This window comes from Methylobacter sp. Wu8 (genome assembly GCF_036440755.1).
Taxonomy (GTDB): domain Bacteria; phylum Pseudomonadota; class Gammaproteobacteria; order Methylococcales; family Methylomonadaceae; genus Methylobacter_A; species Methylobacter_A tundripaludum_A.
Genome location: NZ_JAZGVT010000075.1, coordinates 150,428 through 177,160, shown reverse-complemented (window position 1 = coordinate 177,160; position 26,733 = coordinate 150,428). Strand labels below are relative to the sequence as shown.

General features: G+C 50.8%; 24 protein-coding genes and 2 tRNA genes. 17 read left to right on the top strand and 9 right to left on the bottom strand.

What is annotated here, in order from left to right:
- Positions 1-56 precede the first annotated feature (56 nt).
- Both V3O24_RS17625 and V3O24_RS17620 read right to left on the bottom strand, forming a co-directional pair.
- Complete coding sequence (locus V3O24_RS17625) at positions 57-395, bottom strand: type II toxin-antitoxin system HicB family antitoxin (RefSeq protein ID WP_104422548.1); 339 nt, start codon at positions 393-395, stop codon at positions 57-59.
- A complete protein-coding gene (locus tag V3O24_RS17620) occupies positions 392-640 on the bottom strand; it encodes a type II toxin-antitoxin system HicA family toxin (RefSeq protein ID WP_104422549.1) in 249 nt (82 codons plus the stop codon). The genes V3O24_RS17625 and V3O24_RS17620 overlap by 4 nt, the downstream gene beginning before the upstream one ends.
- Positions 641-924: 284 nt before the next feature.
- Here V3O24_RS17620 and sdhC point away from each other — a divergent pair, with 284 nt between their 5' ends.
- From sdhC to V3O24_RS17580, 8 genes are all read left to right on the top strand, one after another.
- Positions 925-1,314 carry a succinate dehydrogenase, cytochrome b556 subunit gene (gene sdhC, locus V3O24_RS17615; protein WP_331308209.1) on the top strand — a complete coding sequence of 130 codons (390 nt, stop codon included), beginning with the start codon at positions 925-927 and terminating at the stop codon, positions 1,312-1,314.
- Entirely contained in the window at positions 1,304-1,684 is a 381-nt protein-coding gene (gene sdhD, locus V3O24_RS17610; protein WP_331308208.1) for a succinate dehydrogenase, hydrophobic membrane anchor protein, read from the top strand. The genes sdhC and sdhD overlap by 11 nt, the downstream gene beginning before the upstream one ends.
- 3 nt (positions 1,685-1,687) lie before the next feature.
- Entirely contained in the window at positions 1,688-3,472 is a 1,785-nt protein-coding gene (sdhA, locus tag V3O24_RS17605) for a succinate dehydrogenase flavoprotein subunit (protein WP_331308207.1), read from the top strand.
- Positions 3,472-4,257: a succinate dehydrogenase iron-sulfur subunit gene (locus tag V3O24_RS17600; RefSeq protein ID WP_331308206.1), complete on the top strand. Its 786-nt coding sequence runs from the start codon at positions 3,472-3,474 to the stop codon at positions 4,255-4,257. The genes sdhA and V3O24_RS17600 overlap by 1 nt, the downstream gene beginning before the upstream one ends.
- A complete protein-coding gene (locus V3O24_RS17595) occupies positions 4,257-4,490 on the top strand; it encodes a succinate dehydrogenase assembly factor 2 (protein WP_331308205.1) in 234 nt (77 codons plus the stop codon). The genes V3O24_RS17600 and V3O24_RS17595 overlap by 1 nt, the downstream gene beginning before the upstream one ends.
- Before the next feature lie 150 nt (positions 4,491-4,640).
- On the top strand, positions 4,641-5,084 hold the full coding sequence (locus V3O24_RS17590; protein ID WP_146083307.1) for a hypothetical protein: 444 nt from the start codon (positions 4,641-4,643) through the stop codon (positions 5,082-5,084).
- A 220-nt stretch (positions 5,085-5,304) separates the two neighbouring features.
- Positions 5,305-5,835 carry a copper resistance protein NlpE gene (locus V3O24_RS17585; RefSeq protein WP_104422556.1) on the top strand — a complete coding sequence of 177 codons (531 nt, stop codon included), beginning with the start codon at positions 5,305-5,307 and terminating at the stop codon, positions 5,833-5,835.
- Positions 5,836-5,926: 91 nt separating this feature from the next.
- The gene (locus V3O24_RS17580; protein WP_331308204.1) at positions 5,927-6,778 is read left to right on the top strand and encodes a GNAT family N-acetyltransferase; all 852 of its coding nucleotides are present in this window, start codon (positions 5,927-5,929) and stop codon (positions 6,776-6,778) included.
- 60 nt (positions 6,779-6,838) lie between these two features.
- Here the strand turns inward: V3O24_RS17580 and V3O24_RS17575 are convergent, their stop codons facing one another.
- Entirely contained in the window at positions 6,839-7,213 is a 375-nt protein-coding gene (locus V3O24_RS17575; protein WP_331308203.1) for a hypothetical protein, read from the bottom strand.
- Between the two features lie 415 nt (positions 7,214-7,628).
- Between V3O24_RS17575 and V3O24_RS17570 the strand changes: the two genes are divergently transcribed.
- The 4 genes from V3O24_RS17570 to V3O24_RS17555 all read left to right on the top strand — a co-directional run bounded on the left by V3O24_RS17570 (position 7,629) and on the right by V3O24_RS17555 (position 13,519).
- Positions 7,629-9,425, top strand: a complete 1,797-nt coding sequence (locus V3O24_RS17570) for a bifunctional diguanylate cyclase/phosphodiesterase (RefSeq protein WP_104422560.1) — start codon at positions 7,629-7,631, stop codon at positions 9,423-9,425.
- 69 nt (positions 9,426-9,494) lie between these two features.
- Positions 9,495-11,879, top strand: a complete 2,385-nt coding sequence (locus V3O24_RS17565) for a methyl-accepting chemotaxis protein (RefSeq protein WP_331308202.1) — start codon at positions 9,495-9,497, stop codon at positions 11,877-11,879.
- Between the two features lie 684 nt (positions 11,880-12,563).
- A complete protein-coding gene (locus V3O24_RS17560) occupies positions 12,564-12,752 on the top strand; it encodes a hypothetical protein (protein ID WP_104422562.1) in 189 nt (62 codons plus the stop codon).
- 245 nt (positions 12,753-12,997) lie between these two features.
- On the top strand, positions 12,998-13,519 hold the full coding sequence (locus V3O24_RS17555) for a hypothetical protein (protein ID WP_104422563.1): 522 nt from the start codon (positions 12,998-13,000) through the stop codon (positions 13,517-13,519).
- A gap of 6 nt (positions 13,520-13,525) precedes the next feature.
- On the opposite strand, the gene V3O24_RS17550 is transcribed toward V3O24_RS17555, so the two are convergent.
- The gene (locus V3O24_RS17550) at positions 13,526-14,173 is read right to left on the bottom strand and encodes a response regulator transcription factor (RefSeq protein ID WP_104422564.1); all 648 of its coding nucleotides are present in this window, start codon (positions 14,171-14,173) and stop codon (positions 13,526-13,528) included.
- Positions 14,170-15,504, bottom strand: coding sequence for an ATP-binding protein (locus tag V3O24_RS17545; RefSeq protein ID WP_104422565.1), 1,335 nt, complete (start codon positions 15,502-15,504; stop codon positions 14,170-14,172). Before V3O24_RS17545 ends, V3O24_RS17550 begins: the two co-directional genes overlap by 4 nt.
- Positions 15,505-15,749: 245 nt before the next feature.
- Here V3O24_RS17545 and V3O24_RS17540 point away from each other — a divergent pair.
- The 3 genes from V3O24_RS17540 (at position 15,750) to gpmI (ending at position 17,865) form a co-directional block, all read left to right on the top strand.
- Positions 15,750-15,826: transfer RNA gene (locus V3O24_RS17540), tRNA-Arg, on the top strand.
- Positions 15,827-15,844: 18 nt separating this feature from the next.
- Positions 15,845-15,920 (top strand) — tRNA-Asn (locus V3O24_RS17535).
- Between the two features lie 292 nt (positions 15,921-16,212).
- Positions 16,213-17,865 carry a 2,3-bisphosphoglycerate-independent phosphoglycerate mutase gene (gpmI, locus tag V3O24_RS17530; RefSeq protein ID WP_331308201.1) on the top strand — a complete coding sequence of 551 codons (1,653 nt, stop codon included), beginning with the start codon at positions 16,213-16,215 and terminating at the stop codon, positions 17,863-17,865.
- Between the two features lie 266 nt (positions 17,866-18,131).
- Here the strand turns inward: gpmI and V3O24_RS17525 are convergent, their stop codons facing one another.
- Positions 18,132-19,646 (bottom strand): L,D-transpeptidase, encoded by a 1,515-nt coding sequence (locus V3O24_RS17525; protein WP_331308200.1) that lies wholly within the window; start codon positions 19,644-19,646, stop codon positions 18,132-18,134.
- A gap of 342 nt (positions 19,647-19,988) precedes the next feature.
- Here V3O24_RS17525 and V3O24_RS17520 point away from each other — a divergent pair, with 342 nt between their 5' ends.
- Positions 19,989-20,783, top strand: coding sequence for a L,D-transpeptidase family protein (locus tag V3O24_RS17520; protein WP_104422568.1), 795 nt, complete (start codon positions 19,989-19,991; stop codon positions 20,781-20,783).
- Between the two features lie 211 nt (positions 20,784-20,994).
- Here V3O24_RS17520 and V3O24_RS17515 read toward each other — a convergent pair whose 3' ends face one another.
- The 3 genes from V3O24_RS17515 to V3O24_RS17505 are packed head-to-tail and all read right to left on the bottom strand — an operon-like array spanning position 20,995 to position 24,716.
- On the bottom strand, positions 20,995-23,253 hold the full coding sequence (locus tag V3O24_RS17515) for an FUSC family protein (protein WP_331308199.1): 2,259 nt from the start codon (positions 23,251-23,253) through the stop codon (positions 20,995-20,997).
- Positions 23,250-24,428 carry a biotin/lipoyl-binding protein gene (locus V3O24_RS17510; RefSeq protein ID WP_331308198.1) on the bottom strand — a complete coding sequence of 393 codons (1,179 nt, stop codon included), beginning with the start codon at positions 24,426-24,428 and terminating at the stop codon, positions 23,250-23,252. The genes V3O24_RS17515 and V3O24_RS17510 overlap by 4 nt, the downstream gene beginning before the upstream one ends.
- Before the next feature lie 18 nt (positions 24,429-24,446).
- Positions 24,447-24,716: a YtcA family lipoprotein gene (locus tag V3O24_RS17505; protein WP_331308197.1), complete on the bottom strand. Its 270-nt coding sequence runs from the start codon at positions 24,714-24,716 to the stop codon at positions 24,447-24,449.
- Between the two features lie 475 nt (positions 24,717-25,191).
- On the opposite strand from V3O24_RS17505, the gene V3O24_RS17500 reads away from it, so the two are divergent.
- Complete coding sequence (locus V3O24_RS17500) at positions 25,192-26,706, top strand: TolC family protein (protein WP_331308196.1); 1,515 nt, start codon at positions 25,192-25,194, stop codon at positions 26,704-26,706.
- The last annotated feature ends 27 nt before the right edge of the window (positions 26,707-26,733 follow it).

The following is a 26,733-nucleotide window of genomic DNA, read 5'->3' as shown; positions in this document are numbered from 1 at the left end:
CATGTGTCCAGATGAAAGAGTCTTTTTCGTATTCGTAACTGATCATTTTTTGCCCTTTAAGCGTGCGATTCGGTATCTTTCTTGACGATGTCTTTGATGTAATCGTTCAGGGATTTTCCTATTTCACCGGCTCGTTTTACCGCTTTTTCGTGTAGCTCTTCGCCTATCCGCACGTTGAAAGAACCTTTAAAGGTTTTTTTGGGTTCCATGCCGGTTTCTTTGCAGGTTTCCAGATAGCTGTCCACGGCAAGCCTGAATTCTTTTTCCAATTGATCAACTGTTTCGGCTTCGTAATTCACCAAGTCGCTTATGAATTCAATTTTGCCATGTAAACAACTGTCTTCTACGCTTACTTTGACGCTGCCTTGATAGCCTTTGTACTTAAAGTATTTCATTTGATAACCCCTTGCTCTTTTAACTTTTTGATGATGTCTTTCTTGATATATGTTTTTATGGTGTTCTGTGGGTGCGGACGGTGTAATTCGATGATTATTTTCTTTTCAAGATTTACGAATTTTATTCTGGAGCCATCGCCTTCAAGTTTTTTGTAACCCAGTCTCTTCAATAGGGTTAAAACCTCGCTCCATTTTGGAAATGGAGTATTGATGAATTGTTCTAATAGTTTTTCTAATTGGCTCATGTTTTGAGTTCGCAACTAAATTTTAGTTGCAAATATAGCATTTATTTTGACTGTCATCAAAATTCGATCTTGACTCTGATATAAGCATTGGTGTGTTTTGCCCGTGCTGTTTGTCTTTCATGTTGAAATATTCTTCCGGCTTTTTACCTCAGCGGGCATCGGCAATATGTGGTACAACATAATTCGACTGATTCTACCTGCTATGGCGGTTGGAAACAGAGCGTCTATTGCATCGAATTTTGATTTGGAAGATCATTGGGTAAACACAACCACCGGATAACACTATGGCGATAAATACCAACAGACCCACATCCCCGCATTTGCAAGTCTACCGACTGCCGTTAACCGGCATTATTTCCATCACTCACCGCATGACCGGGGTCATGCTCTCAGCCGGTTTAATTTTGTTCGTTTATGTTATTTCGGCGCTGGCGGGCGGCGCGGATTCATACGCCGCAATGCAAACTGTAATGAATCTGTGGTTGCTTAAACTGGTATGTTGGGGATTTGTTTACGCGCTGTTTTTCCACTTGTGTCACGGCGTCCGCCATTTGATTTGGGATGCCGGTAGTAGCTTTGACCTGGATACGCTAAACCGCTATGCCGTGATTGAACTGGTCGCTTCGCTGGTACTGACTTCGATAACTTTGGCGTGGGGGGCTTATGGACACTAGAACGCCTTTATCCAGGGTTCGGGGCTTGGGTTCTGCAAAAAGCGGAACCGCTCATTGGTGGATGCAGCGCGTCACCGCCGTGGCGTTGATTCCGCTGTCTTTTTGGCTGATCACGTTTCTGGGTTTGAGTTTGACCGCTCCTTATCAACAAACCGTAGACTGGCTGGCGTCGCCCGTTAACAGCGTCTGTATCGTGGCGTGGATTATCGCCGCTTTTTACCACGCCGCGTTGGGCTTACAGGTCGTTATCGAAGATTATGTCGCCGCCGAAGGCCCCAAGATTATCTCGATCTGGGCCGCCAATCTGGCTTTCTTGTTTTTGGCGATTGCGGCCTTGCTGGCCGTGTTTCGCATCGTATCGGTAGGGTGATTCATGGCCGCAGATTATAAAATTATTGAACATGCTTACGATGTCGTCGTGGTCGGTGCAGGCGGCGCGGGACTTCGGGCTACCTTAGGCATGGCGGAAAGAGGCCTTAAAACCGCCTGCATCACCAAAGTATTTCCCACCCGCAGTCATACCGTCGCCGCGCAAGGCGGCATCAGCGCCGCACTGGGAAATATGGGCGAAGACGACTGGCGCTTTCACATGTACGACACCGTCAAAGGCTCCGATTGGCTGGGCGATCAGGATGCTATCGAGTATATGTGCCGCGAAGCCATTCCCGCCGTGATCGAGCTGGAGCATTACGGCGTACCGTTTTCGCGCACCGCCGACGGTAAAATCTATCAGCGCGCGTTCGGCGGCATGACCACGCATTACGGCAAAGGACGGGCGCAACGCACTTGCGCTGCGGCCGATAAAACCGGCCATGCTATCCTGCATACCTTGTACCAACAGTCCCTAAAACATAAGGCCGAATTCTTCGTCGAATATATCGCGTTGGATTTGATCATGGAAGACGGCGAATGCCGAGGCATCCTGGCTTGGTGTCTGGACGACGGCTCTCTGCATTTGTTCAAATCGCAGATGACCGTGCTGGCGACCGGCGGTTACGGGCGCACGTTTTTTTCCTGCACCTCGGCGCATACCGTGACCGGCGACGGCAACGCGATGGCCTTGCGCGCGGGTTTGCCGTTGCAGGATATGGAGTTCATTCAGTTTCACCCGACCGGCATTTACGGCGCAGGCTGTTTGATTACCGAAGGCGTAAGAGGCGAGGGCGGTTACCTGACCAATTCGGAAGGCGAGCGCTTCATGGAACGCTATGCGCCGTCCGCCAAAGACTTGGCTTCGCGCGATGTGGTCAGCCGCGCGATGACTATTGAAATTGCAGAAGGCCGGGGCGTAGGGCCGCTGAAAGATCACATTTATTTACATATCGAGCATCTTGATCCGGCTATTATTCACGAACGCTTGCCGGGCATATCGGAAACTTCGAAGATTTTCGCCAATGTCGATGTGACCAAACAGCCGATTCCGGTGTTGCCGACCGTACATTACAACATGGGCGGCATTCCGACCAATTACAAAGCCGAAGTCGTAACCCTGAAAGACGGCGATCCCGATGCGGTGGTGCCGGGCCTGATGGCGATCGGCGAGGCGGCTTGCGTTTCCGTGCATGGCGCGAACCGCTTGGGTTCGAACTCGCTGCTCGATCTGGTGGTGTTCGGCCGCTCCGCCGCGATACGCTGTGCGGAATTGATCAAACCGGGCTCAAGGCAGAAACCGTTGGCGAGCAATGCCTGCGACAAAGCCATCGCCCGTTTCGATAAAATCCGCAATGCGAACGGCAGCCGCTCGACCTCCGACATTCGCCTGGACATGCAAAAAGTCATGCAAGCCAAGGCGGCGGTGTTCAGGACCGGTTCCACGCTGACCGAAGGCATCAACGCGATGGCGGAAGTCAGAAAAACCTTTGCCGATGTCAAAATAACCGATAAATCGTTGATCTGGAATACCGATTTGGTCGAAACGCTGGAGTTGGATAACCTGCTGAGCCAAGCCACCGTGGCAATCAACGCCGCAGGCAACCGCACCGAAAGCCGGGGCGGCCATGCACGGGAAGATTACCCGAAACGCGACGACGAAAACTGGCTGAAGCATACCTTGACCTGGCTGGACGGCGATCAGGTCAAAATCGATTACAGGCCGGTGCATATGTACACCTTGACCGACGAAATCGACGTAATTCCACCAAAAGAGAGGGTGTACTAATGGCTGAATTTACCCTGCCCAAAAACTCGGTGTTAATCAAAGGCAAAACCTTTAAAGCGCCGGAAGGCGCAACCAACATCCGCCGGTTTGAAGTGTACCGTTGGGACCCCGAATCGGGCGAAAACCCGCGCATCGATGCGTTCGAACTGGACATGGACAGCTGCGGCCCGATGGTGCTGGACGCGATCCTGAAAATCAAGAATGAAGTCGACAGCACCTTAACCTTCCGGCGCTCCTGCCGCGAAGGCGTGTGCGGCTCCTGCGCGATGACCATCAACGGTAAAAACTCGCTGGCCTGCACCAAAGCCATCGACTCCTATTCCGGCACGATCAAAATTTACCCGCTGCCGCATTTGCAAGTCGTTAAAGACCTGGTGCCGGATCTGAACCATTTTTATGCGCAATACGCCTCGATCAAACCGTGGATAGAAACCCAAACCCCAGCGCCTGCCGATTCCGAGCGTCTGCAAAGCAAGGAAGACCGGGAAAAACTCGATGGTTTATACGACTGCGTGCTGTGCGCCTGTTGCTCGACCAGCTGCCCCAGTTATTGGTGGAACAGCGAGCGTTACCTGGGCCCTGCTATTTTGCTGCAAGCCTACCGCTGGCTGGTCGACAGCCGCGACGAAAGCACCGGCGAACGGCTGGACGAACTGGAAGACCCGTTTAAATTGTACCGATGCCATACGATTATGAATTGCACCGATACCTGTCCTAAGGGCTTGAATCCGGCTAAGGCGATTGCCGAAACCAAGAAGCTGTTGGTGCAGAGAAAATTGGGCTGATGGACGAGCTGGCTCGATTAAAGTGGCAATGCCGACGGGGGACTAAGGAGCTGGATTTTTTGTTGAACCGGTATTTGGAAACGGGGTATTTGGTTGCGGATCAGGCGGAGAAGGCTTTGTTTGTTGAGTTGTTGGGATTTGAAGATGATGAACTGTCCGCAGTTTTAATGGCTGAGGCGGAAGTGCCGGAAGAAATGGAGGTTTTGGTTGGGAAGATACATAGTCAACTCTGAAAAAAGCGCCCCAACCATGCTTACAGACACCGAGACTCCGATCTCAGTCGGTAACAAGCTGTTAAACGGAAGCCATCTCAACGTTATGCATTTTACGTTCGGCTTCAGGATCGAATAGCGGTTTTAAGTAACAAATTTCATGCAAATGTTTTGATCGATGCCGAAGCTAAAATAGAGATTTATACTATGTCTGAAACCCTTATAGAAAAAATAACATCTGAAGTTTCCTCTTATTACGCCGCCGTTACTCAGTATCGTCCAAATAATGATCTTGCATTTCGAACTAAACTTCGCAGGACACTCCAAGCAAAGCTCGAACCTTACTTAGACGGCAAATTAATAGATTCGTTTACAGTTATCTGTGATGAAACTAATAACGATACGCGTGATGTAAAGCAACCTGTAAAGCTGGATGTTATCGTAAGAATATCCAAATCTTCGCCAAAACATATCATTTCGTTGCCTTCCGGGAAACCGAATCAGCAGGATCAAATGGCACTGAAAAAACGTAGTTCGTTATGGTACAAATCAATAGATAGCGGGGAATCATTATGGAATAAATTATTCGGTAAACCGGCGGAAAAAAAGAGTTAATATGGATTACCGGGTAGGGCGCATCGAGCCCCATTTCGAAGCTTAACCGTACTGGGGATGTTGATCCCCGACATGGATTGTTCGTTGGAATATTTTAAAATAACCTGTTGATTCTGGTATTTGTAAATGAAGCTGCAAAAAGGGTCTTGCGCATTTTCGTGACCGTTCAGGCTGTTCGGTAAGCATTGAACGTGAATTACACATTAAATTAGGTACTTATATGCAAACATTAAAAAAACAATTAAAACAAAATATGGCGTTGATTTTTATCAGTATTCTGCTTCCTGCTAATATTGCAATGGCGGCGACAGACCAAGCAGACCAAGAAAAACTGCTTAGGGCGCGCGTAAAGAACCTTGAGCAAGATACCGATCACTCAGCTCATGTAATGCCTATCGATAAGAAGCTGGAGTTTCATGGCGTTTTTTACGGTTATCTTCCTTGCAAAGACTGCGACGGCATTAAAGCGACACTGTCGTTAAAACAAAATAACAATTATCTGTTGGTGACTCAGCCGGCAAAAGAATCCTCAAGGGAATTTTATGAGAAAGGAAAATATACTTGGGATGAGGAAACCCATACCGTTGTTTTAACGCCGCGCACAGAGTCAACCATACGGCAATATCGTATTGAGAACGAAGGAACGCTGGTTCAGCTTAACAGCGATGGAACGAAGGTGGCAGGAGAGACGGATCGCTACACTTTACGCAGAAGCGATACGGTGAAGTCACGTGAGGTGCATATTCACTAAGATCAATATAGCTTGTTCCTGCCCGGCGCGAGGGAACAAGAAAAACGCCTCTATAGCCGAACAACAAGCCGGATAGGGAAGGCAGGAAATTATGCAAAAAAACAGCTACACAATAAGAACAATGGCCCGGCAAGAACTCGACATCGCGCTCGACTGGGCTGCCGAGGAAGGATGGAATCCGGGGTTGTACGATGCCGATTGCTTCTATGCCGCCGATCCAGACGGTTTCCTGGTTGGATTGCTCGACGATGAACCGATTGCAACGATTTCAGTCGTGAAATACGGCAGTTCGTTCGGCTTTCTCGGGTTATATATAGTCAAGCCGGAGTATCGCGGCAACGGCTACGGCATGCAGATATGGGATGCCGGGCTGGCGTTGCTTAGCGGCCGCACTATCGGCCTTGATGGCGTGCTCGCCCAGCAGGACAATTACAAAAAGTCGGGATTTACATTGGCCTATAGCAACGTTCGCTATCAGGGAGCCGGCGGCGGCCATTATCCGGCTGCTTCCGGTATTGCGCCGTTGTCCGCGCTGGCTTTTGATGATATTTGCGCATACGACCAGGCTTTTTTTCCGGGCAACCGCAGGGAATTCCTGAAGTGCTGGATAGCTCAGCCGCAAAGTACGGCGTTAGGCATTCTGCGCGACAACAAGCTGGCCGGTTACGGGGTTTTGCGTAGCTGCCGTTCAGGATACAAGGTGGGGCCGCTGTTTGCAGACAGCCCCGAGTATGCTGAACAGCTGTTCCTGGCTTTAAAATCACATGCCCCGGAAAACGCTCAGGTTTTTCTGGACATACCGGCAATCAATGCGGCGGCAGTCGATTTGGTGAAGCGGCATCAGATGATTGTCTCGTTCGAGACGGCGCGCATGTATACAGGGCAAAGCCCAGATTTGCCGATAAATCGGTTGTTCGGCGTGACCACTTTTGAGCTTGGCTGAGCGCAATTAGCAAAAATAGCCAGATCGGGTTTGTAAAATGCAGGGTTTCGCGGCAATGACCTAATCGGTTCCTCTATCTCTATCTTCCTGTGCCAAGCTCTCGGCTTCCGCGTTTTCGGCTTTGAACAGTTCGGAGATCAGCTCAATTTCAGCCGCGAATTGAGGCAGTGCGGGAATTTTCCAGGCTTTCCCTGAAATGCGGGATAGCAAGTTATTCAACCAGAGCCGGTTCGATCTCGCTTGTTGAATGATCAGTTTGCGGGATGCCTCGTCGTCGCTGACAATGGCAAAATCTTCCAGCCAGACTTCAATCGCTTCCGCTTCGCCGAGAAGCAGGATTTGAACATAAGCTGTTCGCGCGTCGAGGTCGAAATTAAAATCCTTTAATTCTGCAATGCCCTTAAGAATGATATTGGCTACCCATATGATCATCATATTGGGTGTCCATTTTATGGCTATTTTTATTAAACCGGCTTTAAAACTCATTTTTATCCTTTATTAGTTGCGTGTTAAGTTCTATAAGAAAGCGCTTCCCCAAGCAGCGTTCTGTGATTCGGCCGCTAAGCATAACTTAAAAAAAACTCATTGCAATCCTGCGAATGAACTTGCCAAAATCCGGGGTTACAGGCAATCGATTCCTTTCTCTGAAAACAAAGAAAAGTTTTAAGCAGGGCGCTTTTCGTCAGTCCGCCGGCGCATCGCATCATGTTCCGATTCAGGCGCAGAGCCGGAGTGTATACGGCGTCAGGCAGTTATTTAAGTCAAGATTGGCATTTTGCGGGCCGTCATATTCCTGTAATGAATATGTCATATTCTGGAGCAATACCTATCCGAACAGTCAGAATAGCACATGTCAATATTGCATAACGAACTCACCAAAATTCTCGACGGTAAGCAATTAACCCCCCATTTCCAGCCTATTGTTTCTTTATCCCAAAAGAAAATAATGGGTTACGAAGCGTTGATTCGCGGCCCCTCCGATAGCCCGCTGCACAGTCCGTTTAATTTGTTTGATACGGCTGAACGTTTTGATTGCAGCATAAAACTCGAATACATCTGCCGCGAGCTGACTATAAAGCGCTACGCCGCTTTAAATATTAAAGAGAAGCTGTTTATTAATGTAAGTCCTTCCGTTCTGCTGCAACCGGATTTCAAAAAAGGAGAAACACTTAAGTTTCTGGATCAATTCGGCGTCGATCCCCGCTTTGTGGTTATTGAGTTGACAGAGCATCAGCCGACTGATGATTTTCAATTAATGCGCGAAGCGGTCACCCATTACAGGAAAATGGGTTTTGAAATAGCCATTGACGATCTGGGCGCCGGCTACTCGGGATTAAGGCTCTGGTCGGAGTTACAACCTGAATATGTAAAGATAGATATGCATTTTATTCAAGGTATCAATAACGACCCGGTCAAGCTTAATTTTGTTCGATCTATTCAAAACATCGCCAGTTCTTTGAATTGCAATGTGATAGCCGAAGGCATCGAAACGGAAGAGGAATTTAAAGCGGTGGAACAACTCGGCATTACACATGCCCAAGGCTATTATTTTGCCAGACCCACGGCGATTCCATTGGAAAAAGTCGATGAATCGTTATTTGTTGTCAGCACCCAACCCAGTCAGCTTAACGCGACTAAAGCCTCTCATATCGCCCAATACATAAGGCCGGTTTCAGCGGAAACGGCCATCAGCGAAGTGATGAGTTTGTTTCATAACGAGAGCGACTTAACGATCTTACCCTTGGTTGATGACAATGTGGCGGCCGGCATTATTTTTCGCGACCACTTTCTATTCAAATTGTTTTCCAGCCGCTATGGCATAGAGTTGTACGGCAAAAAACCGATAAAAACATTCATAGAAAAAACGCCGTTAAGTTTCGACCAAAACACGCCGATTGAGTCGGTCAGTAAACAACTGACCGACTCAATGCGCAACGATCAGGCTTTTATTATCAGCAGTGACGGGAAATACATTGGCGTAGGAACGATACTGAAACTGCTTGAAGAAATTACCCGTCAGCAGATCCGCAATGCCAGACACGCTAATCCGCTGACCCTGTTGCCGGGCAGCGTACCGATCAATGAGCAGATCGACCAATTACTGGCCGCCAACATTCCGTTCAGTTTCGGCTATTTCGATCTTGATCACTTCAAGCCGTTTAACGACGTTTACGGCTACAGCGCAGGCGATAACATCATTAAGGCGGTTGCCGACACGCTGACTCGATACATACCCGCAGAGAGCGGTATGGTCGGACACATCGGCGGAGATGATTTTATTGTCATTTTCATGGGGCATGACTGGTTAACGCGTTGTGAAAATATTCTGGAGTCATTTGAAAACACGGTTCCTGCTTACTATACCGATGCCGATGTCAGAGCGGGCGGAATTCACGCTGAAAACAGGGCCGGAGAAAGCTGTTTTTTCCCGTTGATAAGCCTCTCAGTCGGCTTAGTCGACTCTATGTCAACCGCTCAGTGCCAATCCCATGTCGATATAGCCGATCTGGCGTCCGAAGCGAAAAAACAGGCCAAAAAAATTGATGGCAACAGTTACTTTATCAATCATCGCATAGCGCCAAAAACGCCGGAAAACCCTGAATCCTTTGCGCATAACCCCGTCGTAAAACTACATGTTGTCGGTTAACCCTGAAAACGCTTAAGTCCCGCATCAAGGTGTGGGAGCAGGTAATAATATTTAAAAAAGGATCTTAAAATGTCTGGTCATATCAGTTTTAAAGTTCGCATCTTATTCGGTTTTCTTGCCATCATCGGTTTGATGGCCATCATTGTTGCGGTAGGTTTGTTTAATTTCTCGCAGACTCAGCGCGACGTGGCGAGAGTCGATGAGGTTTTTCTGCCCAATGCGTTGCTGGCTGAACGAATGGCGATTTATACCGTACAGGTACAACAACTGTTCACGCAGATTTCAATTAACCAGGATCCCGATGGATACCGGGATGCGGAGAGGGCGGCCGAAGACTTTAAGCAGGGTATCGCCCAGTTCCGTGAGCGTCTGGCCGGAGAAAACCCGGCAAAAACAGCGAAACCGGCGGCTGATGTAAGCGTCCAGGCTACAACTCTGAATAACGTCGCCTCAATCGAAGCAAAAATGAAAGAATTGGCGGCTCTTGAGGCCGCCTTCGACTGGTATTACAGTGAAGGCAAGCGTATGAGTACGGTTTACGCTACCGAGGGAACCGATGCCGGCAATTTGGTCATGAAAGATTTCAATAAATTGGCGAAAAACTTACGAACGCAGCTGAACAGAATTAAAAACCAGGGTGTAAACGACGCAAAAAACAACGCCCATGCGATCACCGAATCAACCCGGCATGCGTCCACGATCATGCTGGTCATATCTTTGGCCGGTATCGGCCTGGGGTTGGGCATTGCTTTCTACCTAACGCATTATCTGGACAAGCGGCTGGGCATAGATCCTTATTTTGCCAAAGGAATTGCTTTGGAAATCGCCGAAGGTAACTTAACTCGGGATATTCAGCTTAATCAGAAAGACAGCAGCAGTTTGTTATATGCAATGAAGCACATGCAGCAGCAATTGTTGGACCGCATTACGGCGGAGCGTAAAGCGGCCGACGAAACCCTGCGGGTCAAGATTGCGTTGGACAGCGTCAGCACCGGGGTCATGATTGCCGATAATGACCGCAACATCATTTATGTCAATAAGTCGGTAATCGAAATTCTCGATAAATCCGAAACGGGAACTGACCGGCAGGCTTCAAAATTTTCTATCGATAAGCTGGTCGGCGCCAATATCGATGATTTCCATAACGATCCGTCCAGTCAGGCAAAAATGCTCGGTTCCTTAGCCGGAACCTATGAGGCCGAAATAATGATGGGCGGCCGTTCAATGGTCGTGATAGCCAACCCGGTCATCAATGAGCAAGGCCAGAGGCTGGGTACGGTGGCTGAATGGCATGACCGCACCGACGAGATCATGGCGGAAAATGACGTCGCCGCGATTGTCGGAGCCGCAGCGAGCGGTGACTTCAGTCAGCGCTTCGATCTGGAAGGCAAGGAAGGCTTTTTCCTCCATTTGGGCGAAGATATTAACCGTCTGATGCAGACCAGCGAAGCCGGACTCAACGAAATCGCGCGAGTATTGGGGGCGCTGTCCCGCGGCGACTTGACTGAAACTATCACCAGCGATTATTCGGGGACTTTCGGGCAACTTAAGGATGACGCCAACACCACAGTAGAAAAACTCAAAGACATTATCAGCCAAATCAAGGACGCGGCTGACGGCATTAACACCGGGGCCAAAGAAATCGCTTCAGGCAATAACGATTTGTCGCACCGCACCGAACAGCAAGCCGCCAGTCTGGAGCAAACCGCCGCCAGCATGGAAGAATTGACTTCCGCCGTTCGACATAATGCGCAAAACGCCCAGCATGCCAACCGGCTTGCCGTCGATGCATCCGATATCGCGGGAAAAGGCGTTGAAGTGGTTGATCGAGTCGTTGTGACGATGAATGACATCAATGAATCGTCGCACAAAATCGGGGATATTATTTCGGTCATCGACGACATTGCGTTCCAGACCAATATACTCGCCCTCAATGCCGCGGTAGAAGCGGCTCGTGCCGGCGAACAGGGCAGGGGCTTTGCCGTTGTGGCGGTGGAGGTGCGCAATCTTGCGCAACGCGCCGCGACCGCCGCCGGAGAAATTAAAGACTTGATTCACGATTCGGTAGACAAGGTTTCAGACGGCAGCAAGCTGGTTACCCAGGCGGGAACAACCATGAAAGAAATCGTTGCATCTATCAGCGGCGTTACAGACATGATGGCCGAAATTACCGCAGCCTCCGCGGAACAAGGTTCCGGCATCGAACAGGTCAATCAGGCTATCGCCCAAATGGACGACGTAACCCAGCAAAACGCCGCCTTGGTGGAACAAGCCGCGGCGGCAGCGGAATCGCTGGATGAGCAGGCGCAAAACCTGGTGGAAACAGTGAGCAGCTTTAAAGTGGATCATAGCTTCAGCAGTTCTTACCGGCTTATCGCTCATCCGGCTCCCGTCGCGACAAGCCGTAAAACGCCGCTGTTAACCACGGATGCCGATGTCTGGGAAGAATTTTAAGGAAAGACTGCAAATTGCTGCAAACAGGATTAGACCTGGGAATATCGGTCATCAGCCGGCCTGCTTCAAAGAAGCAAGAACGATAAGGGTATGTAGCATCTTTATATTAGATATTTTTATCTAATATTATCGTTTTATTGAATGTTGAGCCCTGTTTAAACTTTGCTCCGAGGTAAGCGATACGATTCAGGAGCCTTTGCACTGTGCGTAAATAGCCGTATCACAATTCAAGAAACGCATTAACGTAACTTCGCCGTGTTTTTTCCAAGGCTGAGGGGATTAGTAAAAAGAGTCTTGTTGGTGCAAGTTAACGAACATGCGCACAAAAACGAATTGCACGTGTCAGCCAAATGTAAGCAATCGCACACGTTTAATTTCATGGTAATGTTTATAACTAATTGTAATTTTTAGATAAATTTGAATGTTATTCTTGCCGGTTCTTTTGGCACAATATTCGCTTTAAATACTACGGAGGTTCCTGGAAATTGAATCGCGGCCTTATGAAATCCAGCAGCTTGAGGATGCAAACCGGCTCGAATCAGAAGAACCCTATGTTGTCATGAAACCTTAAACAGACGTTCATGCCTTTGTTATGTCGATAAGTTCTAATTTGTATTTGAAAACCCAACGCCATTTAAACGGAAAAGATATGTTTTCTATATGGCTTTCTCTAGGAGAATAAAAATGAACCTACTCAATTTTATCCAAAAAGAGCTGCATGCAGCATGGTATGAAGCGACTTATCCGTTATTTTCGGTCGACTCTGTGGATGACTGTTTTTATACGGAGCTGTCTAACTACTACCAGTCGATCAAGGGGAAAACTATCGATACCAATAGCGGCGAGTCGCTATTTTCAGCAACAACCGGTTGACTCAAAGATCCGGCGTCAATGGGTCCTAAGCACCGGTCCCGGTCGCCGGTTTTCAGTTAAGGACTTGGCTGCCGTTTAAATCTATAAGAATCAGGCGTCCGCATTAAAGCGGGGTCCTGATTCTGCGCGTTTGACTAAGGCTATGCGGGCGTTTTACCAGGATGCTTATTTTATCAAGGCTAGCTTGAGCGCCATAATCCAGTATACTTCGCAGGAACAACACGAATGAGTTATTGGGAGGTATCATGAAGCGCACGATCTTATTTATACTACTGCCGGTGGTCTTGGCGGGTTTGGTCTCGGCTTGCGATCAGGGGCGGAAAACGGAAAAGACGGGTTCGTCCGTAGTCAAAAAATATGCGAAAGCGACTCTGTTGGAAGGTACGGTCAGCAATGACAAGGGCGTGGTTAAAACAGGCACGGTGGAGGTAAGCGATGAAAACGGCCGTATTATCGCCCATGCGGCTGTGGATAACGGCCATTACAGTGTGGAAGTTCCGGTTAATACGATTTTGCCGATTCTGTTGACGTTTTCTTCCGAGTCGGGCGCGGAAAAATTAGTCGCCGCAGTCGTTCATGACTCGATTACGAAATATGAGATTAATCCATTAACGACTGCGATTGCAGCCGCCGCCAAAACGATGGGCGGTTATACCCACGCCAATATGATCCGCGCGGCGGAATCTGCGGCGCATGTTCCCGACGCCAACAAAACCACAACCGGCTGGCGCGGCGATCCTACCACCCAATACGGCGGCTGGCATTAACCCGGTTCAATTCTTCATGACTCCCAGAATCATTGCTATATGAGCCAGCTCGGCGGCGGTTGATACGTTAAGCTTGCTTCTTATTTGCGTACCGTAATTGGCGACGGTTTTATAGCCAAGGCAAAGTTCGTCGGCGATTTTATGGGCGGTCAGGCCTTTCGCCAGCAGCAGGAATACGTCGAACTCCCTGGCGGACAGGCTATCGACAATGGTCTGATAATCATCTGCGTCGCTATTGTGCAGAGGCGCGTTTTTCATCAAGCCCTGTTCGATATAAATCTCGCCGGCGGCTATTTTCTGTATCGCCTCTACCAGTATTCCGGGGGCGCTGTTTTTGGTGATATAGCCTTTGGCGCCGGCATTCATGGCCCTGTCCACATAAACCATTTCATCGTGAACGCTAAACACCAGTATTTTGGCGTTACTGTGACGGTTGCAGATACGGCGTATACTCTCCAGTCCGCCGATGCCGGGCATGGACAAGTCCAACACCATGACATCCGGCTGTTGTTCCAGATACAGCTGGCAGGCGGCCTCGCCGCGCTCGGCTTCGGCGATGACTTCAATGTCGTCCTCTGTCGATAACAGCATCCGAAAACCGGCGCGGACTACGGCATGGTCGTCGACCAGGATGACTTTTATCTTGTCTTTCATGATAACGGGATGGTTGCGATGATGCTCGTGCCTGATTGCGGTTGAGAGTGGATGGTCAATTCCCCGCCCAAACTGTTGATTCTTTCCTTCATGCCCAACAAGCCAAAACCGGTTTTTATCGTGTCGGCTGCACAGCCATGTCCGTCGTCGATGACTTGTAGCCGTAGCTCCGCTCCGGTTTTGGCTTGGTGATCGATTTTCAGGCTGATGGCGGCCTGCTTGGCTTGTGCGTGACGAACAATGTTGGTTAAGCATTCCTGCACGACCCTGAATATTTGAATGGTGATTTTTTGCTCCAGATGATCGACTTCGTCAGGGCAGGCGATAGTGAGTTTTAACTCGGGATTTCTAATCGCCCAGTGGTTTAACAGGTCTTCCATAGTGGCTTTCAGTCCCAGTTCTGTCAAGATCAAGGGGTGCAGTTGATGCATCATGGAGCGTACTACAGTCATTAAATGATCGCAGATAGAGACAATACTGTCAGTGGTTTGTTTGATGCCGGCAGATCCGGCTTGGGCGCGCCCGGCAGTCACAGCCATCACTTTAATCGCGGTCAGCGATTGGCCCAGTTCGTCATGCAATTCCTGCGACAGTCGTTGCCGTTCGTCTTCCTGTATTTCCAGGGTATGCTGGGTTAATGCCCGGTTTTCTTGCTGGCTTGCACTCAGCTCGCCGGTCATGTGATTGATGGCTTTGGCGATACTGTCATATTCCTGGATGGAAAAGTCCGGCAGTTTTTGGCTGTACTGTCCGGTCTCAATGACCTTGAGCGCGTCAACGATGACGGCGATGGACTTAAGCGCTTTATTGAAAGCCAGATTGACGGCCAAAAAGGTAAATAGCGTCAGCAGAAACAGAGAGCTGAAAAAGGCAATGCTTTCTTGCCAGACTTCGGTGATTTCATCCAGCGGGTTGGCCTGAATAATCAGGGTGATTTGTTCGCCGTTGAAGCTGGTGATTTGATGCTCAACTTGAGGATAATCGGTTGCAACCAGATTGATAAACCACTGCGGCGGCTTTTCGTCATTATTGGTTGGCCGGCTTTTATGAGCAAAACTGATGATTCGCCCGGAAGGCTCTTTGAGTTGAATGCTTAAATGCCGGGTTTGGTTCAGCGAATTGAATTTCGGCAGCCATTCGGTCTCATTAAACGGCGTTTGCGAGGCTTGGGAAAAACCGAAGGTTATCAGTTGTACGGCCAAATTGATTGATGAATCGACTTCTTTATTCACCGCATCGCGAGCCTGCCAGATGGCTATCGAGCTGCCCAGCATCAGAATACACAGGGTAGAGATCAAAATTCGTATGTTAATTTGGTAGCGTAGGCTCATGTGCGGGTGCTGAGAAATTTTGACAAATAGCGGTATTATTCATTTATAGACGTTTATTAGCCATAGGAAAAATTCTCTTTTGCAGTCATGTTGTTTTTAACTTTATTGTTATATCAGGATTTTCTGTAATTGAAAGGTAAAGCTAATACCCTTGAAAGCAACCTCCACATGCTAATACTTCAAACAATGATCAATTTAGAGTTGACAGTGGGGCGAGTAATCAGCATAATACGCGTCTCAGTAAGGCGCCCGTAGCTCAGCTGGATAGAGTACACGGCTACGAACCGTGCGGTCGGGAGTTCGAATCTCTCCGGGCGCGCCATACTGAGATAAAGTTTATTCCCCTGTAGCTCAGTCGGTAGAGCGGATGACTGTTAATCATTAGGTCGGCGGTTCGAGCCCGTCCGGGGGAGCCAAATAAGAGAAAGCCTTGCATGAAAATGTAGGGCTTTTTTTATGTCTCCAGTTTCCCTAGCAGTCCTGGCGGATTCAGGGCAATGACTAAGCCAATATTTTTTTTGTATCAGGTAAAATAGGCCTTTTTTGAATAAAGCAGTTTTCCAGTATCCAAAGTAAATGCCCTATTTTGTTTGAAATCGTTAAATATTCCGCCAATATTCTCATGATAATGATTTTTGCCATTCCGGGTAGGGAATATTAAAAGCCGTTTATTGTTTTATATTAATCACCTGTAAGTTGGAGTTTGAAATGATTGAGCTGAAAAAGAGTAAGAATTTTGCCGGTTCGGAAGGTCCGGTGGTGTTGGTGATTATGGATGGGATCGGGATTGGTAAAAATCCGGAAAGCGATTTTGTGAAACAGGCGAAGACTCCGAATCTGACTTGGCTGCATGAGAATGCCTTGTACACGGAGTTGCGGGCGCATGGCGTTGCCGTGGGACTGCCGGACGACGGGGATATGGGTAATTCCGAAGTCGGCCATAATGCGATCGGCTGCGGCCGTATTTTTGAACAGGGCGCGGCTTTGGTCGGCAAGGCGATTGCCTCGGGTGCTATGTATGCCGACGGTTCGGTTTGGCAGGAGCTCGTTTCCAATGTAAATCACAAAGCGTCGACGTTGCACTTTATCGGGCTGTTTTCGGATGGCAATGTACATTCCAACCTGAATCATTTGGAATCGATGTTGCGAAAGGCGAAGGAACAGGGTGTGAAGAAGGCGCGGATCCATGCGTTGATTGACGGGCGCGATGTGCCGCCGACGTCGGCATTGGACTATGTCGAGCGCTTCGACGCCTTCCTGAAAGAAATCAATGCGGACGGCACGGTCGATTATTGCGTCGCATCGGGCGGCGGGCGCATGAATATCACCATGGATCGTTATGACGCCAATTGGGATATGGTGAAGCGCGGCTGGGCGACACATGTGAAAGCGGAGGGCCGGACCTTTGCTTCCATGAAAGAAGCGGTGGAAACTTTCCGTGCTGAAAATCCGGGCATTTTGGACCAGGATTTACCCGCGTTTGTCATTGAACGCGACCGCGCGCCTGTGGGCCCGATTGTGGATGGCGACAGCGTTATTTTCTTTAACTTCCGCGGCGACCGGTCGTTGGAAATTACCAAAGCCTTTGAAGCGGATGAATTGAAGGAATTCGATCGCGGTCCGAAACCGGACGTGCTGTATGCGGGCATGATGCAATATGACGGCGACCTCGGGGTGCCGGCGCGGTATCTGGTGACGCCGCCTGCGATTGACCGCACGATGAGCGAGTATCTCTCCAATGCGGGAGTCAAACAGCTGGCTATTTCGGAGACGCAAAAATACGGTCACATGACCTATTTTTTCAACGGCAATAATTCGGGCAAGTTCCCGACTGAGACCTGGAAGGAAATTCCGTCCGATGTATGCCCGTTCGAGGATGCGCCGCGGATGAAAGCGGATGAAATTACCGATGTGGTGGTTCAGGCGATTGAGAGCGGGGAATATAAGTTTATTCGCCTGAATTTTCCGAATGGCGACATGGTCGGGCATACAGGCGTAGTTAACGCGGTAAAATTGGCTGTCGAAGCCGTGGATGAAAATGTCGGCAGGATTATGGAGGCACTGAAAAAGGCCAATGGAATTATGGTTTGCACGGCCGATCACGGCAATGCGGACGACATGTGCGAACTCGATAAAAAGACCGGCGCGCTGGTGCTGGATGAGCAGGGGCGGTGTAAACCGAAGACGGCTCATTCGTTGAATCCGGTACCTGGGATTGTGTACGATCCGTCGGGGGCGGCCAACGCCCGTTTGGCTGATGTGCCGGAGGCCGGCATTGCGAATCTGGCGGCGACGTGTATCACGCTGTTGGGCTTTGAGCCGCCGGAAGATTATGCCGCAAGCCTGGTGAAAGTCGGCTAAACACCTGGTGGGTTGGGCTTATAGCTCCAATTAATGGGCGCCCGCTTGCGGCCAGAACCGGCCATTCATTGAAGATTAACTTTGAATGGCTGGTGTTCGGAAGCTGTTTCTTATGCGGGTTGGCGTGTTATCCGATTTAGATCTTCGTTGTTCAATAATATCCGGCTCGGTTTTAGGGATTAGTGACCGCTTAGAGCCTCGGAACTCTTTCAGTAATATTTTTTAAGAAGCAATTCGGCTCATGCTGGAAGTCCCATTCTCTGTAATTAGATACGACTGCCCGCCTGCACGCCCCCTCTACCGGAAAGCTCTTGCCTGGCGGTCGTCTCGGGTGTTTCGGCACGCCTCTCCTTATTCCCGCTTTTGCTTTCTTGGGGCGGTACATGGCTCGCCAACATAGGCTCGGGCGCCTTCTGCATTACCGTTACCGGCAGGCCCAGAGCGGCCCAATGATAAAGCCATCCGGCATCCTCGGAAACATTCGGCCATCGCTTGTTTTGCACTTTGGTGGCCATGTTGACGCAGCCATGGCTGGCGGGACGGCCAAAACTATTGTGCCAAAACGCGCCGTGGAAGGCGTAGTCTTTATGGAAGAACTGCGTATACGGGACATCTTCCACTTCATAGAAACCACGCTGTCCCCGGCCGACATCGCTACGCATGGTCTTGTGGAGGTAGCGGTCATAGATGTAAAAAGAACCCGTCACCGTGGGGGTTTTGCTTTTGCCCGTGCTGACCTTGAAGGTACGGACCACTGCGCCATTTTCCACGGCGTCCACACGCTGGTTGTCCAGGTAAACGAAAAGCCGCCGGTCCGTGCCGGTGTCGAATTGCTCGATCAGGGCTTGCTGCAGCGCACCGCCTCGCACGCTTCTTAAGTTCTGCCTGTCGGCGCTGACTTCTATAGTGCTTGAGGCAGGCCATGCCGGATTGGGGGTGAATTTAAGTTGGTGCTGCCCAATCCAACTCCATTTTCCAGGGATAGCTTTGCCATCGCGGGTTCTCACCTGAAGATTGGCCGCGGTATTGGGCCGATCGGCCAACGGTTCGCTAAAGGTCACTTGCAATGGCAAAATTAAGCCTAAATTGGTCAATCCCCGGACATTAGTTGCGGTGGTAAGCGGAGGGGCGGTCGTCAATTCAAGGTTTAGCGGCGGCAGAGGGACGCCGGTGGTGGATTTATAGTTCAACTGGATCGCATAGCTGTGGTCTTGCGCATAATCGCCGGCCAGTAAACGGATGTTCTGTCCGGTAGCATCGGGTTCGGCACTCAATGTTATGTCGGCCGAAGCCGTGACTTCGGTCACTGGTCGGTCGAAATGCAGGGTTATTGATGCGTCTGGTTCCAACATTCTAAGCAAGGGTCCATCCAACTTCGGCACGGCGACCGTTGTGAAGTTAAATTCGTGGGTTTCGGACTGTCTGGACCAAGATCGCTCCGCCGTTACCTTAATCGTATGGCGAGTCCCGAAGGCCAGGGGAGAGGGCAGAGAGAGACGGGTTTTGTCCTTCGCCTCAAACAGGACTTTTCCGGTGTCGTCGAGTAGCTCGACCTTGGACAAACGGGCGCCCAAGCCCACCGCCTCCAAGGTGATGGTCTTGCGCGGATCGACTTCGTTGACGCTTTGAAAGGACGTCATGGAGAACCCGTAAGGCAGCATGTCTTGGCTGACAAAGGTTGCGTTCGGCTTGGTTTGCACGACTACCGCCAAAGCCATGGCCGCCGCGGCCAGCCAGAAGAGAAGTAATTTGACCTCACCAAAATAAGTGGCCATCTTCATAAAGTCATCTCGTACCCAAACTAGGTATATTCATTATTTAAGGCATCCCGTTCGGGGTGTCCAGGCAGAAAGCCGGTATTCAGTTAGTTTTATGCCCATTTCATCGTTCGTATTTTACAACAACTATCTCTGTCAGAAGAAAACCTTATAAACTAACCTGGCCTGCAATTCACATCGGATGGTTTTGGCATTCACCGGCAGTATACCCACGGCAAGAGGCCATCCCGTCTCAACGGCTATAGCCAATACGCTCCAGCCTTGGCTGCGAAGCTCCCGAACTTGCGGATATTTGGTGATTTTATCTAAACTATACCGGTGTTCACTTCGATTCCAGCGCACATTATGCAATCAACAACCAAAATCGTTGCCGGCTTGGCCTTGGCGGCATTGCTCGAAGCTTGCTCCGAACATAAGCCACTCATCGTCACGACTCCCACCGTCAAGCCCCAAATCCGGGCCGAACCGAAAATTTATTATACTCCGCCTTCCACGTTGCCTGGTCAACGGACTGTAGAGGATATACTGCAAGTTTACGGCGGATATGCGGCGCGCCAACTCATTCCCTACTTTGCCAAGGCTAGGGTCTCCTACCCTCCCAGAGAAGTCACCTTTATCGCCTTGAAACAGGAAAAGAAACTGGAACTATGGGCCAGAGACAGCGGCGAATTCCGTTTCATCCGTGACTACGATATCCAGTCCGCCAGCGGCGTGGCCGGCCCCAAACTGCGCCAAGGCGACAGGCAGGTGCCGGAAGGTATTTACCGTATTGAGGCGTTGAATCCCAACAGCCATTATCACTTGTCGATGAAAATAAATTACCCCAACGAATTCGACATCTTACATGCCTATCAGGAAGGGCGCGCCAATCCGGGTTCTGATATTTTCATCCACGGCAGGGCCGCCTCCATCGGTTGTCTGGCCATGGGCGATAAGGCGATAGAGGAACTTTTCGTCCTCACCGCGCAAGTGGGAGCCGAAAATGTGAAAGTCGTAATTGCTCCGCACGATCCGAGGACCTACCCTTTGGATGCTGAGTCCAAAGAACTTCCGAAATGGACCTCGGAACTTTATTCGATTATCTCCAGAGAAATTAAAGCGCTATCGACAGCGATGAAGTCGGCAAAAGTCGGGTTATGACATCATTGGTTAGCCGGTCTTACAGGGAAAGTCCGGCATGCGGATGCAGGGCTTGTTTACGCTCTTTGATCAGGGCTTTCCCGTCTTTATGCGGATGCTGCTTGGGTGCTGGAACAATGCCGGCATCAAATAGGCCCCGCCACGCGCCGTGAAGCGCGTAATGGCGTATTAATATCTTTGTTACGCAATTTTTAGCCGTCTTTCGTGAACGTTAGTCAATAGGCGAGCCGCTTTTCAAGCGGCATGAAACAGAATCCGCGGCTTTTTGTTGGAGTTGTTCCGTCAGCTCCATGATTTGCTGATCCAACATGAACCGCAGTTCCCATTCCATTGCCAGGTCGGCCGGCAGGCTGTCGATGCGGTGGTGTTCGGTGTAGCTTTGCTTAAGCAGCGCGTGGATGTCGGCAACCCCTGTCTGGGACTCCGGTTGCCGGCCTTGCAGTATTAACGCGGTATTCTCCAGAGCGCTTGTCAGCGCCGCGTCGAAAGCCCGGCTATGTTGTTGCAGCTCATCGGGAAAATTGCCGAATTGCTGGCCGCTTAGCAATCGATAGCGCCGCCTGATCTGTAACAAGCCGGACAAATTGCCGGCCCCTGTAATAACCGCGCTCAGCGCCGTTCTTTCGTTGACTTTGTGGGGCAATCTTGCATCCGGTTCCAGTATCGCGTGAACCACCAAATCCTGGGCGACAGCCAGATCTTTTTCTGTCGATAGGCGCAACGGCAAGGTGGACTTAAGCATCAGGCTCAGGTCCGGCAGCCGGGTTGTGAACTTGGCGAGTGTATGCAGTGCCGCTACGCTATGGTGGCGGGCAAGCACAACCGAACGTCGCGGCCATAGTGCATAGTCGAGTATTCCCATCACGGCTATGCCCAGCAAGATGCCGATCACCCGGTCGCGCGGCAGATAAAGATCGGTGACCTGGCCGAAATCGTGTAAAACGAACATTGCGAACGAAAACCCGAGCTGCCTGCCCATGTAGGCTATGCGTTCACTGCCGGAGGAAATCCAAGCCGCAAGAGCCCAGATCGGGGCTGTTGCAAGCGCAAAGCCGGCGATGGTGTCGAGCTGGGATTGGAACACCAGCACATAAAAGTAGGCGCAGAGTCCGCCGAGGATAGCGCCCGACACGCGTAATATCGACAGCCGGTAGTCGGCGCCCAGACTGGTTTGCGCCGCGACCAGGCAGGTTGGTATGGCGGTGTTGATATCCGGCCAGCCCAGGCTTTCCACGATCAGCGTGCAGAGTATGGCGCCCAGAGAAAATTTAATCCCGAATTGCAGACTGTCGGCATGCGTCGCCCAGAATTCATAACCCAACCAGGCCGGAAACCAGCCGGCTGTTTCGTTATCGTCGGTTTCGGCCTCGATGGCTTTAATGTCAGGCGAAGCTCCGGGATCATGCAAGTCGCGCATCAACCCGGCGATACGTTGCAGCGCGCGCCAAACGGCTGTTAACAGCGAAGGGTTGGTTGCCGGCGAATAATTGTGCAGCACGTCATCGACCAGCAGCGTGTCTATTTGCCCGGAAACATCGCGCGATTCTTCCACACCTTGCCGCAGCGCTGCACAGGCGCTTTGCAGCGCCAGATAGACATTTAATTTTTCCTGATTCATCGGTTGGGCGCGGTACTCCGCCGTCAATACCTGATCCAGCCAGATTGCCATCTGCCGCAGGCCGTCGATTTCAAGCAGCAGGGCAAGATAAGTATCATGCCGTTTATGCATGGCCGGATGTATCAGTTCCGCGTTTGCCAGCAAGCCCAGTACTTTGCCGAAGCTGCCGGGGCTGGAAAGTGTCGAGATGGCCCGCTTATGGATTTTCACGCCGCTGTCGGCCAGGCGCGCACTCAAGATGTGTTCCACTGCCGTGAGCTGTTCCGCGATATTCGCCTTCAGCTGCTTGCGCGGGTCTTGCGGTTTGATAGTCAGATGCACCGCTGTCCATGAGCCGATAGCGAGTACGCCAATGATCGGGATATTCCACAAGGCGTTATAGATGCCTTGGTCGGGAGCGCTTGGGCTATACAGCACAGCCACCGAATACCAGAGTGCGATGCCGGTAGGCCAGGCGATCAGGCGGGCATGAAACAGGGCGACAGCCAGTATGATGAAAGACAGGGGCAGCAACAACCAGGCATCGTTACCGGCCAACATCAGCGTAAATGCCGAGATCAAGGTGGTGACGAGGATATAGCCCAGCTGGCGCATGCCGAACGCCAGCGATTGACCGGTATTCGCATAGGCGTCGTAACTCAAGCATATCAGCAGCGCAATCGCCCCCAGCGGCGGCACATGCAGGGTTTGGCCGACCAGGACAATGATCAGCGAAACGATGAACAGGCGTAATGCGGCTACCCGACGTTCTGGAGAATCTTTGAGTTCAACCTTCAGGAATTGCGCCAGGCCGGTTCCGAACCAAAGTCTGCTGCGCCTTTTGTGAGGAACCGAAGCGTCGCCGCGGTTCATTGCGCAATCCGGGCTTTGCTGGTTCCTTGCTCATTGGTTGGCGAAAGCCCCGGAATTTCGGCGGGGCGATCCAGAACGGTGACAAAGGCGGTCATGCCCATGCGCAACGGATGTTCGGGGTCGCGTTCGTGTATTTCGATCCGCACCGGGAAACGGGACGCCAGGACGACCCAGTTCAGGGTGCGCTGAACCTCCGGCAGTACCCCTTGCTGCTTGGTATTATCGGGATAATTGGCCCAGCCGATACCGGTAACCACCCCACGGTAGCGCTTTCCCGGATAACCGACCAGGAACACGTCGGTTTCCTGACCGGGGCGGATGGACTGTAGATAGGTTTCTTTGAAGTTGGCGATGACATACCAGTGGCGGTCATCGACCAGCGCGAACATTTGCGTCCCGATCTTGGCGTATTCGCCTTCGCGTGTGTTCAGGTTGGTGACGTAGGCGTCGAAAGGCGCACGCACCGAACAGTATTCGACATCCAGTTCGGCGGCGGCAACGACCGCTTTGGCCGCTTCGATGCGGGCATTGACGTTGCCGACCTGGGCAATCAGCGATACGGCGCGGCGGCTATCGCTTTTGGCCTCGTCTATCGCGCTCCGGGCAGAAAGCTCCTTGGCTCGTGCATCCGCCAGCTCGGCGCGGGATGCGGCGTACTTGGATCGGGCCTGCTTGAGCTGGTCCGCCGTTACATATTGTTTCTCCGCCAATGGCTCAAGGCGTTCCAGATAGCTATGCAGATATTCATCCTCAGCCTCAATCCTGTTGACCTCAGCCTCGGCGGCGGCGCGTTGGTGTTCCAGCCGCTCGATGGCCAGTTCGGCGGAACCGCTGGAGGCTCGTCTTGAATCGACCTCTTTTTCCGCCACCAGTAATTCGGCCTTGGCCTGGGCCAGTTTGGCCTGGTAGGGGCGGGGATCGATCACATACAGCAGGTCGCCCTGTTTGACGTACTGATTGTCTTCGACGTGCAATTCTACGATGCGACCGCTCACTTCGGGCGCGATACCGACGATGTTGGCCCGCACCATCGCATCGTTGGTGCGGGGATGCTGGTAGTTGATGTGCCAGACCAACATTCCGGTCGAGAACGCTCCGAGCACGATTAATGTGCCGATGATGCGTCCCAGCATGATCCGTTGTTTAAGATTTACAGAATGATCGTTGTTTTCCATGATGGACGGCGCCCGTGTTTACGTCGAATAAAATAACAACCAGATGGCAAAAGTGCATAAGGCCCACAGGCTAGGCACAATTAACAGTGGCGGCCCCAGATACGGCGCCAGCCGGTGTCGCACCAATTGCCACATCAGCACCATGCTTGCCATCAGTCCGGCAAGGATACAGATAATCCAGGCAGGCCAGAACGAACCTTCAATACTCAACATCGGGTCGCAAGCCGTTAAAAGAACACTGAAAACGGCCGGAAGACCTATTTTCCGCAATCCCGGCATGAATCTCATAATTTGCACCCGAACCGGGAATTGAGCTGGAATAATCTTCGTAACAACATTTGATTTATTTTAGGCAGCGTATTAATCGGGTCATTAAGAAATCAATCTTTAGATGAAATTTAAAGGTATTAAATAAATTATTTGAGCACCCAATTTTGCTATTTTGAGTCCTCAATTGCCGGCGTCCTCTTTCAGGTAATGTCTGGTCTACAGGTATGCGGACTATAGACGACGAGGACTGTGTGAACAAGGGTTCCAGCGTATAAACTTTTTATTCTACACAATAAAGATAATGATACAGTGCATAAATGAATAATATATAAATGATACGCGTATTCCCCGGTATCATTGCTTTATTAAAGCAATGATATTGTTGAGCGGATATTAACTTAACTTTCCAAAATATAACTAAACTGACGATTGAACTAAGGTGTTTTTAAGTTTGCGAGAGTTACAGCGTTGTAAGTGCGCTAACGTTCTATCATTGTTGCTAGGCCTGCCGCGCAGTGCCGGCAGATTGGCGATACCCGCAATGATGGCGTTGACGGCTTGCGTGCCGCCGAGTGCGGTGCAGTTTGATGAACCCTATGTTGGGGTTCCGGTTGATCGTGCCGTTAATTGGCGCGGTTACGAAGCCGGAACAGGCGCGGAGCAGATAGCCATGTCTGGCCGCCTGCGCGAGGAAAGCCCGATCGATACCAAGACAATCTACGACCTGCCTGCGCTGGTCGATCTTGCCTTGCATGCCAACCCGGAAACCAGAGTTAGCTGGGAAGAGGCGAAAGCCGCCGCAGCCAGGCTGGAAAGGCATCGTAGCGCCTGGTATCCGACGCTGACGGCTATGGCGTTCGGGCAATATTTCAAAACCAGTTTTCCCATCCCCGGAAGCGCGTTGGTTAGCACGGGTTACTCCTCTGTCGGCAGCCTGGATCTGGCATGGACGCTGTTCGATTTCGGACGCAGGGAGGCCTTGGTCGATGCGGGCGCGCAGCGCCTCCGCGCCGCTAATTTTGCGTTCAACCGCAAGCATCAGGAAATTGCCTATCGGGTTGCCAGCAGTTTTTTTGCCTATCAGGCTACCCTGGCCAAGGTCACGGCGGCGCAGCAAACATTTGACGCAGCACAGGCGAATTCAGCTTCGGTTCAGGCGAAACTCGACAAAGGCCTGGCTACACGCCCCGATTTGTTGCTGGCGGTTCAGGAGCAGGCGAAAGCCAGTTATGACCTGCAAGATGCACGCAGCTCGGTGACTCAGACACATGCGGATTTAACTGCTAATTTGGGCATTTCGCCTTCTTATGCGCTGCAACTAATCGATTTAAGCAAGCTGCCGTTACCGGCAAAGCTGGTGCAGTCGGTCGAAAAAATTGTCGATCAGGCATTGGAACAACATCCCGATCTGATGGCGCGGCTTGCGGAATTGCGGGCACGCGAAGCGGAAGTCAAGAAGGCCAGGGCAGAGTTCTTGCCCAAGTTTTCCCTGGGCGGCAGTCTGGGTAATCAATACTGGGGGAATGTGCATACAAATCCGCCCGGCAATGAGAGTTATTCGGCAAGTAATGGGGTCGGCACAGCGATGCTGACGATGGAATGGACCTTGTTCGACGGCTTTGAACGCAGCAATGCGGTGCATGAAGCCGAGGCCAGGAAAGAGGCTTCGAAGGCCCAACTTGAGGCATCGCGCCTGGAAATCATGCGCGATATCTGGAAAGCTTATGCCGACACCAAAACCGCATTGGAAAAACGCGAGTTTGCATTAGCCTTGTTGAAAGCCGCCGAAGAATCTTATGCCGCGACAGAAGAATCTTATACCCACGGCTTTTCCACGGTGATAGAGCTGCTGTCCGCGCAAAAGGATTTGGCGCGTGCCCGTTATACCGAAATCGACAGCCGCGCCACCTTGCTACGATCCGCGGCAACCCTGGTTTATGCTTCAGGAGGACAAAGCCGGGAAGAGTCGAATATCGACAGCGAAACGATTGGCCGCCGTATTCCGTAACAAGCGGTGTGGCGGGATTCATTGATT